This is a genomic window from Alicycliphilus denitrificans, from assembly GCF_044792555.1.
Classification (GTDB): Bacteria; Pseudomonadota; Gammaproteobacteria; order Burkholderiales; family Burkholderiaceae_C; genus Alicycliphilus; species Alicycliphilus denitrificans_A.
The window spans coordinates 313,893-325,661 of sequence record NZ_CP126238.1 but is presented as its reverse complement, the minus strand read 5'-3'; the positions used below and the strand labels follow the sequence as shown (position 1 = coordinate 325,661).

At 68.7% G+C, this 11,769-nt stretch carries 8 protein-coding genes; 1 reads left to right on the top strand and 7 read right to left on the bottom strand.

Translation table 11 applies throughout. The features are described 5' to 3' along the window. Nucleotides 1–19: 19 nt before the first annotated feature. Both glnK and P7644_RS01460 read right to left on the bottom strand, forming a co-directional pair. Nucleotides 20–358 carry a P-II family nitrogen regulator gene (glnK, locus tag P7644_RS01465; protein ID WP_404301245.1) on the bottom strand — a complete coding sequence of 113 codons (339 nt, stop codon included), beginning with the start codon at nt 356–358 and terminating at the stop codon, nt 20–22. Between the two features lie 20 nt (nt 359–378). Further along, nucleotides 379–1,110 (bottom strand): TorF family putative porin, encoded by a 732-nt coding sequence (locus P7644_RS01460; RefSeq protein WP_404301244.1) that lies wholly within the window; start codon nt 1,108–1,110, stop codon nt 379–381. Nucleotides 1,111–1,245: 135 nt separating this feature from the next. Here P7644_RS01460 and P7644_RS01455 point away from each other — a divergent pair, with 135 nt between their 5' ends. Continuing rightward, nucleotides 1,246–2,775 carry a YifB family Mg chelatase-like AAA ATPase gene (locus P7644_RS01455; protein WP_404301243.1) on the top strand — a complete coding sequence of 510 codons (1,530 nt, stop codon included), beginning with the start codon at nt 1,246–1,248 and terminating at the stop codon, nt 2,773–2,775. Nucleotides 2,776–2,878: 103 nt separating this feature from the next. Here P7644_RS01455 and P7644_RS01450 read toward each other — a convergent pair whose 3' ends face one another. The 5 genes from P7644_RS01450 to P7644_RS01430 all read right to left on the bottom strand — a co-directional run bounded on the left by P7644_RS01450 (nt 2,879) and on the right by P7644_RS01430 (nt 11,760). Then, nucleotides 2,879–4,075 carry an EAL domain-containing protein gene (locus P7644_RS01450; protein ID WP_404301242.1) on the bottom strand — a complete coding sequence of 399 codons (1,197 nt, stop codon included), beginning with the start codon at nt 4,073–4,075 and terminating at the stop codon, nt 2,879–2,881. 2 nt (nt 4,076–4,077) lie between these two features. Then, nucleotides 4,078–8,079, bottom strand: a complete 4,002-nt coding sequence (locus P7644_RS01445; protein WP_404301241.1) for a CHASE domain-containing protein — start codon at nt 8,077–8,079, stop codon at nt 4,078–4,080. A gap of 93 nt (nt 8,080–8,172) precedes the next feature. Continuing rightward, nucleotides 8,173–8,316, bottom strand: coding sequence for a hypothetical protein (locus P7644_RS01440; RefSeq protein WP_404301240.1), 144 nt, complete (start codon nt 8,314–8,316; stop codon nt 8,173–8,175). Between the two features lie 25 nt (nt 8,317–8,341). Then, the gene (locus P7644_RS01435; protein WP_404301239.1) at nt 8,342–9,856 is read right to left on the bottom strand and encodes an ATP-binding cassette domain-containing protein; all 1,515 of its coding nucleotides are present in this window, start codon (nt 9,854–9,856) and stop codon (nt 8,342–8,344) included. Next, entirely contained in the window at nt 9,853–11,760 is a 1,908-nt protein-coding gene (locus P7644_RS01430; RefSeq protein ID WP_404301238.1) for an ABC transporter permease, read from the bottom strand. Before P7644_RS01430 ends, P7644_RS01435 begins: the two co-directional genes overlap by 4 nt. Nucleotides 11,761–11,769 lie beyond the last annotated feature (9 nt).

Sequence of the window (11,769 nt, the reverse complement as noted above, 5' to 3'; positions counted from 1 at the left end):
TGTTTCTCCGTGGCTGGGGTTACAGGGCCTGCTCGCCGGTCTCGCCGGTGCGGATGCGCACCACCTGCTCCAGCTCGCTCACGAAGATCTTGCCGTCGCCGATCTTGCCGGTGCGCGCGGCGCCCTCGATGGCCTCGATGACGCGCTCGACCAGCGCGTCGGGCACGGCGGCCTCGATCTTCACCTTGGGCAGGAAGTCCACCACGTACTCGGCGCCGCGGTACAGCTCGGTATGGCCCTTCTGGCGGCCGAAGCCCTTGACCTCGGTGACGGTGACGCCCTGCACGCCGATGTCCGACAGCGCCTCGCGCACCTCGTCGAGCTTGAAGGGTTTGATGACGGCGGTGACCATTTTCATGATCGGCTCCTTTTCGAGAATTACAGGGTCTTGGTGAGCGTGACGATCAGACGCGCCTTGTTGGCGTCGCCAAAAAAGCCCTTCTTGTTGGCGCCGGCCACGGCCGCGGTCAAGGACAGGCCGCCGCCGAAGTCATAGGCGCCGCCCAGGCTGTAATCCACGTAGTTCGGCACGCCCAGGTCCCGGATGTCGCCGGCAAAGCGCGTATAGCCCAGGGCCGCCTTGAGCGTGGTTGCGGGCGCCACCTGCTGGGCGAACGCCAGGTTCAGGTAGCCCGTGTTGCGGCCGCGCTGGCTCGACGTCTTGGCGCCGGCCCAGCCGAAATAGTCCTTGGACACGGTGTGCGAATATTTGGCCGTGAACGGGCCCCAGCCGGCCGCGCCATACAGCTCGACGGTGTTGCCGCTGCTGTTGCCGGGATAGACATAGGCCAGCGCGCCCAGGTCCAGGTCCAGCGCACCGGCCTTGAGCTTGTAGCCGCCGTACAGGTCGGACTCGATGGAGTTGCCCGCCAGCCAGTCCACGCTGGAGTTCCAGTTGCCCAGGTAGAAGCCGCTGCCCTCGAAGGCGTAGTCGAAGCCGCCCTGGATGGCCGGGCTCACGGCCTTGATGCGGTGCACGTCCTGGTCCTGGCCGCGGAACTTGTAGTTGCTGGTCAGCGAGATATTCGCCGTCAACTCGGCGCTGGCCATTGCGGGCAGGGCCGCGGCCACAAGGGCTAGGCTCAGGGACTTCAGCGATGCAGGGGACATGGTTCCTCCGGTAGGTGTGGAAAGCGGACACAGGCCTCTATGCACGGATCGTGCCAACCACCATGCAGGTACATTTGGCAGTCAGGGTGCCGCCCCGCCGCTGGGCCATGCACCAAATTGGGGAGGGTTCACACGATGAGTCTTGCTTTGGTGCAAAGCCGCGCCCTGCTGGGCCTGCAGGCGCCTACCGTCACCGTGGAGGTGCATCTGGCCAATGGCCTGCCGAGCTTTGCGCTCGTGGGCCTGGCCGATGTCGAGGTGAAGGAGGCGCGCGAGCGCGTGCGCTCGGCGCTGCAGAACGCGGGGCTGGAGTTCCCGAGCAACAAGAAGATCACCGTGAACCTGGCGCCGGCCGACCTGCCCAAGGACTCGGGGCGCTTCGACCTGCCGATTGCCCTGGGCATCCTGGCCGCCAGCGGGCAGATCTCTGCGGAGCGCCTGGCCGGCTGGGAATTCGCCGGCGAGCTGTCGCTGTCGGGCCTGCTGCGGCCCGTGCGCGGCGCGCTGGCCACCAGCCTGGCGCTGCGCGCGCAGGATCTGCGCATGGTGTTGCCGCCGGGCAGCGCCGAGGAGGCCGCCCTGGTGCCCGGCGCCGAGATCTGGCGCGCGCGCCACCTGCTGGACGTGGTGCACCGGTTCCTGCCCGCGGGCAGCACGCCCGAACCCGCAGACGACGACGGCTGGCAGCGCCTGGCGCCGACCACGCCCGCCGCGCCCACCGATGGCCCGGATCTGGCCGACGTGAAGGGCCAGGCCGCGGCCAAGCGCGCGCTGGAGATCGCCGCCGCCGGGGGCCATGGCCTCTTGCTGGTCGGCCCGCCGGGCTCGGGCAAGTCCATGCTGGCGCAGCGCTTTGCCGGCCTGCTGCCGCCCATGAGCGTGGAGCAGGCGCTGGAGAGCGCGGCCATCGCCAGCCTGGCCGGGCGCTTCACGAGCGCGCAGTGGATGCGGCGCACCACGGCCAGCCCGCACCACAGCTGCAGCGCCGTGGCCCTGGTGGGCGGGGGCTCGCCGCCGCGGCCGGGCGAGATCTCGCTGGCGCACGAGGGCGTGCTATTCCTCGACGAATTCCCCGAGTTCGCGCGCAGCGCGCTGGAGGCCCTGCGCGAGCCGCTGGAGAGCGGGCGCATCACCATCGCGCGCGCGGCGCAGCGCGCCGAATTCCCGGCGCGCTTCCAGCTCGTCGCCGCCATGAACCCCTGCCCCTGCGGCTTCGCGGGCTCGGGCCAGCGCGCCTGCCGCTGCACGCCGGACCAGGTGGCGCGCTACCAGGGCAAGCTGTCCGGCCCGCTGCTGGACCGCATCGACCTGCATGTGGAGGTGCCACAACTGCCCGCCGAGGAACTCTTGAACGCCCCCGCCGGCGAGGCGAGCGGCGCGGTGCGCGAACGCGTGGCCCTGGCGCACGAACGTGCATTGAAGCGCCAGGGTGCGCCCAACCAGTCCTTGCAGGGCCAGCAGCTGGACCGCATGGCCGCGCTGGACGAGGCCGCGGCGCGCTTCCTGCAGACCGCCGCCGCGCGCCTGGCCTGGTCGGCGCGCGGCACACACCGCGCAGTCAAGGTGGCGCGCACGATCGCCGACCTGGCGGCGTCGGAGCATGTCACCGCAGCCCATGTGGCCGAGGCGGTGCAGTACCGGCGCGTACTGCGCGCTACTTTTTAAATAGCTATCCGCGCTTACCCGGCAAGCGTTAAAGCCAATTTTCTTTTACAAAACAAGGCGACTCTTGTCGCAGCGCTGGCAGCCAGACGCCCCGCCCCAGGCATCAGACCAGTGTCACATGGCGGCCTTGCCAGTCGGCCTGCCAGGCCGGCAAGGCATGGCCCGGCATGGGTCGAGCAATGAAATACCCTTGGGCCAGATCGCAGCCTGCCGCCAGCAGGTAGGCCCAGTCGGCCGCATCCTCCACGCCCTCCGCCACTGACGTCATGCCCAGCTGCCGGGCGATGTTGAGGCTCGCTTCGAAGATGGCGCCGCGCGTGTTGTCCTGTCCCGCCCCGTGAACAAAACCTTGGTCGATCTTGAGCTCGTCGAAGGGGATGTTGCGCAACTGGACGAGAGACGAATGGCCGGTGCCGAAATCGTCGATCGACAGGCTGAATCGCTTGAGCCGCAGGCGTGTGAGAACGTCCAAGGCGTTTGGAGCGTCCTGCATCAAGCGCGACTCGGTGACTTCAAGGATCAGATCGGAAGGCATCAAACCGTGCCTCTCGACCTCACTGGCAACGAAATCGGCAAAGTCCAGGCGCCGCAGGTTTTCCATGGATACATTCACCGCGATGCGCGGCGTCAGACCCTCGGCGCGCCAGCGCTGTGCCTGGGACAGCGCCTGGCTCAGCACCACTCTGGTCAGCGCATCGATCAGCCCATGTTCTTCAGCCACGCCGATGAACTGCTCGGGGAACACCAGCCCATCTTCGGGGTGAAGCCAGCGGACCAGGGCTTCCACACCGCGCAACGCTCCTGTCGCCAGCTCGACCTTGGGTTGGTAGTAATTAAGCAGCTCGCCGAGCTCGATCGCGCGCCGCACCTCTTGCGTCCCATAGGTCTTCTTGCGCTGTACCGGTCGGGGAAGCGCCCGGCTTTTCCAGCGCTCCAGCAGTTCTTCCAATGCTTGCAGCGCGACGGGCTTGGTCAGATGTCCCAGCACGCGAAGCCCGTGCGCGCCCGCCAAACGCTCGGCGGTTTCCAGGATGCGCACATCCTCGCCGCTCACCAGCGCCAGCGAACCGGTGTAGCCGCGCTCGCCCAGATGGCGCAGGAATTCCACGCCGTCCATGCCGGGCATATTGAGATCGGCCAGGACCAGGTCGGCCGCGCGATCCTGCTCCAGTGCGGATAGGGCCGCCTCGCCCGTGGGGAAGGTTTCGACTTGGGGCACACCCAGTCCGGCAAGCTGGCGGGCAAGCAGCTTGAGCGCAAAGGGATCGTCATCGAGTACGAAAACGCGTGGGGGGATCATGGTCAGGAGTCTCCCTGGACTTCTTCTTGGACTTTTGCGAGCTCAGCCTGAACCACTTTCAGCCGGCGCTCGAACTCTGCCAGATGCTCCAGCACTTGAGGGCCTTGGCCGGCCTGGGCCGCTGCTTCGATGCTGGCACAGATGTCGCCCAGCGCCAGTGCGCCGACCGAGCGGGACGAGGATTTGAGTTTGTGCGCGATGCCTCCTGCCTCTGCCCAGTCCTGGCGTTCACGGGCAGCGCGCAGCGCCAGCGCAGCCGTCTCAGCGGCTTGCCCGAAGTCCTGCAGGAATTCGCGGAGCAAGGTCGGCTCGTCGCTGCCCAGTACGCCTGCCAGCACCGTTCGATCCAGTACGGTCGATGCGGTGTTGGCCGCGCGGGCCGTGCTGGCGCCCGTCCAGGGCTGCGGGGCGGCGGGCGGTAACCATTCCTCCAGTGTGGCCTGCAGCACGTCCAGCGGCACCGGCTTGCTCAAGAAAGCGTCCATGCCAGCTGTCAGGCAGCGGTCTTCCTCGCCTTTCAAGGCGTTGGCCGTCAGCGCGATGATGGGGCGGCGTGCGCCTTCCGCCTCCTCGCGGCGGATGGCCTCGGTCAATGCATAGCCATCCAGCTCGGGCATGTGCACATCGGTGAGCAGCAAGTCATAGTGCCTGCTGCGCCACCGCTCCAGCGCTGCCTGGCCGTCGGCGGCCATGTCCGCCGCATAGCCTAGCTGGGCCAATTGCAAGGCGATGACCTTGCGGTTGATGTCATGGTCTTCCGCCACCAAGATGCGCGGGCCGTCTGCCAGCGGCAGCGCCGGCCCGTCTTGCGCCCCCTCAGGCGATCCCCATGTCTCGGCTTCGGATTGGGCCCGGCCAGCGGCCAGCAGCACGGCCCGCAGCAGTCTGGCGCGGTGCAGGGCGTCACGGTCCAACACGACCACGCCGGTCGATACCAGGCGCGGCTGCCGGCGGCGGCCACGGCCCAGCAGGACGGCGGGCAAGCCCTCGTCTCCCTCCAGGTGCAACCTGCTTGGCTGGATGTGCTCGCCGATCTCCAGCACAAGCAGTGCGCCCGGCCGGCCCGCATACGCGCTGCGTGCGCTCTCGGCGTCGGCATAGCCCTGGGTACGCGCTCCGGCATGTTCGAGGTATGCCGCCCAGTCCCGGCCATCGGCGGCATCCTCGGCGACGATGGCGATGTCGAGGCCGGCAAGAAGCGTCTGCGGCGCTGGCGCCGTCCAGGCCGGATCCCTCTGCAGGGGCAGGCTGACGCTGAACATGGCCCCGGCACCGGGTTCGCTGATGACGTCGATGCTGCCTCCCATCAGTTCCACCAGATGTTTGCAGATGGGCAGGCCCAGGCCGGTGCCGCCAAAGCGCCGGGTGGTGGAGAGATCGGCCTGGGCGAAGGCTTGGAACAGTTTGGCCTGGGTGGCGGCGTCCATGCCGATACCGTTGTCGCTGACCGTCAAACGCAGTCGGTCTGCCGACTCCAGGCACATGCGCAGGCGCACGCGCCCCGGTCGCGCTTGGCCGCTGGAGAATTTGATGGCGTTGGACAGCAGATTGTTCATGACCTGGCGCAAGCGCAGCGCATCCCCGATCACGGCGCTCGGCAGGCGCGGGTCGACGAATACCGTCAGGGTCACCCCTTTGCGCACGGCCAGCGGCCGCAGCGCGTCGCAGGCGCTTTCGGCGACATCGGCCGCAGACATGGGGGCGCGCTCCAGCCCCATGTGTCCGGCCTCGATCTTGGAAAAATCCAGGATGTCGTCAATGATCGTCAGCAGGTTCAGTGCGGAATCCCGGATGGTGTTGGCCAGGTCCATTTGGTGCGGTGTCAGGCTGGCCTGGCGCAGCAGATCCACGCTTCCCATCACCCCGTTCATGGGCGTGCGGATCTCGTGGCTCATGGCCGCGAGAAAGGCCGATTTGGCCTGGTTGGCGGCTTCGGCCGCGCGCTGCGCCTCTTCCAGCGCCGCGATGGCACGCTGGCGCTCGCTGATGTCGCGCAGGATGCCGGTGAAATAAACCTCGCCGTGGACCTCATACTGGCCGATTGCCAGCTCCAGCGGTACCTGCCGCCCGTCCCGGTGCAGGCCCACCACCTCACGGCCTATGCCGATGATGCGTGCCTCGCCGGTGCGCAGATAGCGCTCAATGTAGCCATCGTGGGCGCTGCGGTGCGGCTCCGGGACAATCCGTGAGACGTTGTGGCCAACGAGCTGCTCGGGTTGCCAGCCGAGGATGCGCTCGATGGCCGGGTTGGCGGACTGGACCGTGCCTTGGCGGTCAATCTGGATCACGCCGTCCACCAGATGGGCCACCAGGGCGCGGCTCTCTTTATCGCGTTGGACGAGTTCCCGGGTGCGGCCCTGGACTTCACGCTCCAGCCGCGCGGCCAATTTCTGCAGCTGCCGTCGCTTGGCCTCCCGGGCCGCCGCGTGGCTGGCTGCCGACAAGGTGGCAAATGAGGCCAGCAGAGCCGCCAGCATGGTGCCGACAAGAAACAGGCGGTCAGCGCCGGTGGCTCCGCTGTACCACAGCGCGTCGACCGCCCGCATTTCCAGCCGCCACCAGCGCCCGCCCATATTGATCTCGTGCGTCCATTGGGCGTCACCGGCCAGGCTGCCGATCAGAGGCACCATACCGTCCGCACCGACATCCTGGGCGCGAAAATCGATGCGCCGCTCGCGCGCGTCCTCGATGAAGGGGGCGAACAGTCCCTCGACGTTCAGCACGACCGCGACAAAGCCGCGCAATGCCGCACGCCGCGCGGCCACATTGGCGGATGCCGGCTGGAAGCCGGTCCGATAAACGGGTTGATAGATCACAACGCCCGGCCGCCCGCCGCGCAGCAGGACAAACGGGCCTGTGGTTACGGATTTGCCCAGATCCCGGGCCTGCTCCATGGCCGGCTGGTGCAAGGGACTCGATGACCGATCCAGTCCCAACAGGCCAGGAATTGATTGCGCCGCAGCCGACGACGCCGAGAAAGCGACAGGGAAATAGTTCTTTCGCTTGCGGGCCGGTACCGCATGGCCTTGGTCATCCGGTTCCAGCAGGCCGGTGCCGCCGCGTTGCCTCAGGGTGGCTTCAAACGCCGGACGCTCTGCGTGCGTGATCCGCGGCAGCCAGTCCAGGGCGACCAGCCCGGGGCCGTCCAGCAGGGATTCAGTGAACAGCGCGAATTCTCGCGGGGTCACGTCCTGGCTGGCGACGAAGAAGCGCCCAAGGGCCTCCAAATCGGGGCGGCTCGTCCGCAGCAGTCTGATGTTCCGGTCATAAAGGCCTTGCATCTGCGCCACGGCCTGGTCGCGCGCCACGCTGGCCTGCTCTCTATCGTGCGAGAGGGAGTTCAGCCCTATCAGCACCACAATCAGCAACAGCGGCAACCCTATCCGCAGCCAGACTCCGGCGGCCGACCGGACCTTGCCCTGCCAGGCCAGGTAACTCAGTGGCGCAATCAGCAATACGCCCAGCACGTCGCCGCAATACCAGGTGAGCCATTGGCCGAACCATCGCTCCTGGGGCAATTCACCGAGGCCATGCAGCACCAGTGCGGCAAGAGAAGCAGACACCAGGCAGGCGACCGGCCCCCCCAGCACCAGACCACTCAGCAGATCCGTATCCCTCGGTAGTTTTGCGGGGCCTGCGAGATGCCGGCGCCCAAGCCGGCGGGCCAGCTGCCGGGTCAACCACCAGCCAACGAGGGCCTGCATTACCGAAGCTGCGCCGACCACGATTGACAGCCAGCCCATTCCCGCCCATGCATTGCTGAGGGTCGCACCCAGCCAGATGCTGGGCCAATGGCGTGGGCCCATGGTGAGCAGGACAGCCAGCGCGAAACCGGCCGGGAACCAGATGGCTGTGGCCGAGCCATCCGGCAGCGCGAAAAGGCGACTGAGGAGCGCCAGTGCGAAATACCCTGCCGCCACCAGCAATACACGAACGACCCACTGGAGTCCGGAAGGCCGAAGAGTTTGCGCTGACTGGTCCAGCGTGGTTTTTGTTCGTGTCACGGTATTTTTGCGAGCTTGTATCTTTTTTTCGTCTTCTTATGTCGCGACGCTAGCCCAACAGCAAGATGCTATCTGTCGGGGTCAAGCCGCAGGTCACGCCGCATTGCCTCCGGCCGGGAGCACGGCATCGGCCGCAGCCGAGTTTTCCATGTAGATCTCATCCCCGATGGTCAGCACAAACGGCGCCACGGATTGCCGCCCCCACTGCTCCAGGCAGGGCGGTCGGATTATGGCCATGCGGGCGTGACGGCGCATTTTTCCTTTACAAACCCAGATAGGCCTGGCGCGCCCGCGCATCCTGCGCCAGTTCGGCCATACTGGCGCTATGCACGATGCGCCCCTGCTCCAGCACATAGGCCCGGTCGGCCACGGCCTCGGCCAGGGCCAGGTTTTGCTCGCTCAGCAATATGCCCATGCCCTGGGCCTTGAGCGCCAGGATGGTGCGCGCCATCTGCTCCACGATGAGCGGGGCCACGCCCTCGGAGGGCTCGTCCAGCAGCACCAGCAAGGGCTGGCCCATGAGGGTGCGCGCCACGCTGAGCATCTGCTGCTCGCCGCCGCTCATGCGTCCGCCCAGGCGCCGGGGCATCTCGCCCAGGTTGGGGAACAGGGTGAAGAGCTGCTCGGGCGTCCAGTGCGGCGCGGGCCGGCCGTCCTGCCAGCGGCGCGGGCCCTGGCGGCCGACCTCCAGGTTTTCCAGCACGGTGAGGCCGGTGAAGATGCGCCGGTCCTCGGGCACATAGCCCAGGCCGGCGCGGGCGATGCGATGGGGCTGCAGGCCGTCGATGCGCCGGCCCTGGAAGCGGATGCTGCCCTCGGCGCGCGGCATCAGGCCGGCAATGCTTTTGAGCGTGCTGCTCTTGCCCGCGCCGTTGCGCCCCATCAGGGCCACGACCTCGCCGCGGCCCACGGTCAGGGACACGCCGTGCAGGATATGGGCGGCGCCGTACCAGGCGTTCAGCCCCTCCACTGCGAGCAAAGGTGATATTGGGCTCTCGCGCTTTTCTGGCAAGCGCTGACAGCTATCGTTTTCTGAGCTTTCGGCGCCCAGGTAAGCCGCCTGCACCCGCGCATCGCCCCGGATCTGCTGTGGCGTCCCCTCGGCCAGCAGCTGGCCGCGCACCAGCACGGCCACGCGGTCGGCCTGGCCGAAGACCACGTCCATGCTGTGCTCGGTGAACAGCACGCCCATGCGCCGCTCGCGCGCCAGACGCTGCACCAGCCGCATCAGCGCCAGGCGCTCGGCAGGCGCCATGCCGGCCGTGGGCTCGTCCATCAGCAGCAGGCGCGGCGCGTGCGCCAGGGCCATGGCCAGCTCCACGCGCTTGACGTCGCCGTAGGCCAGCTCGCTGCAGGGGCGCTGCGCCTGGGGCTCCATGCCCACCTGCGCCAGCAGGGCCAGCGCGTCCCGCGCGCGGTGCCGGTCCGCGGCGCGCCACCAGCCCCAGGTTTTTTTATCGTGCGACAGCAGGGCCAGCTGCACGTTCTGCAGCACCGTGAAGCTGGCGAAGGTCTGGGCGATCTGGAAGGTGCGGCCCACACCCAGGCGCCAGATGCGGCGCGGCGCCAGGCCGGTGATGTCCCGGCCATCGAGCAGCACGCGCCCGCCGTCGGGCGCGAGCTGGCCGTCCAGCAGGTTGAAGGTAGTGCTCTTGCCCGCGCCGTTGGGGCCGATCAGGGCCAGCAGCTCGCCCGCCGCAAGCTGGAACGACACGCCCTGCACGGCCTGCACGCCGCCGAAGGACTTGGAGAGCCCCTGCACGCTCAGCAGGCTCATGCCGGCCCCTTTGATGCTTTATTTTTAATAGCTATCAGCGCCCGCCAGTTCTGCGTAAAACCCGTAATTCCCTGCGGAAACAGCAGCACCAGCAGCAGCATGGTGCCACCCAGCAGCGCGCGCCAGTAGTCGGTGGCGCGCGCCAGGCTGTCGTGCAGCCAGGTGAACGCCGCCGCGCCCGCCAGCGGGCCGGCCAGCTGCTGCACGCCGCCCAGCAGCACCATGGCCAGGCCGTCCACCGACTTGCCGACAGCGAGCGCTTCGGGCGATACGCCGCCCTTGGAGAACGCGGACAGCGCGCCCGCCAGCCCGGCCAGCAGCCCGGCGACGGCGAAGGCCGCCCACTGCACGCGGCGCGTGTGGATGCCTATGGCCTCGGCGCGCAGGCTGGAATCGCGCGCGGCGCGCAGCGACCAGCCCAGGGGCGCGAACAGCATGCGCCGCAGCAGGTACAGGCCCGCGGCGCCCAGCGCCAGCGCCAGCCAGTAGAACGCCGCGCCCTGCGCGGCCCAGGCGGGCGGCCAGACGCCGGTGAGGCCGTTGCTGCCGCCCGTGAGCGCGTCCCACTGGAAGGCGATGGCCCAGGTGATCTGCGCGAAGGCCAGCGTGAGCATGGCCAGGGATACGCCCGACAGGCGCACGCAGAACCAGCCGTAGACCAGCGCCCCCGCGGCCGCCAGCAGGGGCGCGAGCAGCAGCACGGCGCCCATGGGCAGGCCCAGCGCGCGCGTGAGCAGCGCCGCGCCATAGGCGCCCAGGCCGAAATAGGCCGCGTGGCCGAAGGAATGCAGCCCGCCCGGCCCCAGGATGAAGTGCAGGCTGGCGGCGAACAGCGCGGCGATGGCGATGTCGGTCAGCAGCACGGTGGCGTAGCTGCCCTGGCCCAGCACCACCGGCAGCAGCGCCAGCAGGAGCAGCAGCGCCAGCCAGGCGGCCGCGGCGCGCGGGCCTGCGCCCTGCAGCGGCGCCTCGCTGGCGCCCACGCCGCGCACTGCCGCCTGCGCCCGGCCCAGCAGGCCCCAGGGGCGCCAGACGAGCACGGCGGCCATGACCAGGAACTCCACCACCAGCGTGAGCTTGGGGAAGGCGACCGCCACGCCGCCAAGCTGCACCACGCCGAGCCAGATGCACACGGCCTTCAACTCCGCGATCAGCAGCGCCGCGACGAAGGCGCCGGGCAGCGAGCCCATGCCGCCCACGACGACGACGACGAAGGCCGCGCCTATGGTGAGCATGTCCAGCTCCAGGCTGGCGGGCTCGCGCGGCAGCTGCAGCGCGCCGGCCAGGCCCGCGAGCAGCGCGCCCAGCGCGAACACGCCCGTGAACAGCCAGGCCTGGTTCACGCCCAGGGCGCCGACCATCTCGCGATCCTGCGTGGCGGCACGCACCAGCCGGCCCCAGCGCGTGCGCGTGAGCAGCAGCGTGAGCAGCAGCAGCACCAGCGGGCCGACGGCGATCAGGAACAGGTCATAGGCCGGAAAGCGCCGGCCCAGCAGGTCGACCGCGCCGTCGAGCCCCGGCGCGCGCGGGCCCAGCAGCTCCTGCGGCCCCCAGAGCCACAGCGCCGCATCCTTGATAACCAGCACCAGCGCGAAGGTGGCCAGCAGCTGCAGCAGCTCTGGCGCGCAGTAGATGCGGCGCAGCAGCAGCAGCTCGACCAGCGCGCCCAGCAGCCCCACGGCCAGCGGCGCCAGCAGCAACGCGGGCCAGAAGCCTATGGAACCCGCCAGATGCTCGACGCAGGAATAGGCCACGAACAGCCCCAGCATGTAGAACGAGCCATGGGCAAAGTTGACGATGCGCGTCACGCCGAAGATCAGCGACAGCCCCGCCGCCACCAGGAACAGCGTGGACGCGCCCGCCAGGCCGTTGAGCAGCTGGGCCAGAAGCCCGGAAAAATCCATCGGTGCAGG

Bases quoted from the DNA above. Each gene is read 5' to 3' on its own strand.
- P7644_RS01460 (WP_404301244.1), bottom strand. From the start codon at position 1,110: ATGTCCCCTGCATCGCTGAAGTCCCTGAGCCTAGCCCTTGTGGCCGCG.
- P7644_RS01455 (WP_404301243.1), top strand. From the start codon at position 1,246: ATGAGTCTTGCTTTGGTGCAAAGCCGCGCCCTGCTGGGCCTGCAGGCG.
- P7644_RS01435 (WP_404301239.1), bottom strand. From the start codon at position 9,856: ATGAGCCTGCTGAGCGTGCAGGGGCTCTCCAAGTCCTTCGGCGGCGTG.
- glnK (WP_404301245.1), bottom strand. From the start codon at position 358: ATGAAAATGGTCACCGCCGTCATCAAACCCTTCAAGCTCGACGAGGTG.
- P7644_RS01430 (WP_404301238.1), bottom strand. From the start codon at position 11,760: ATGGATTTTTCCGGGCTTCTGGCCCAGCTGCTCAACGGCCTGGCGGGC.
- P7644_RS01440 (WP_404301240.1), bottom strand. From the start codon at position 8,316: ATGGCCATAATCCGACCGCCCTGCCTGGAGCAGTGGGGGCGGCAATCC.
- P7644_RS01450 (WP_404301242.1), bottom strand. From the start codon at position 4,075: ATGATCCCCCCACGCGTTTTCGTACTCGATGACGATCCCTTTGCGCTC.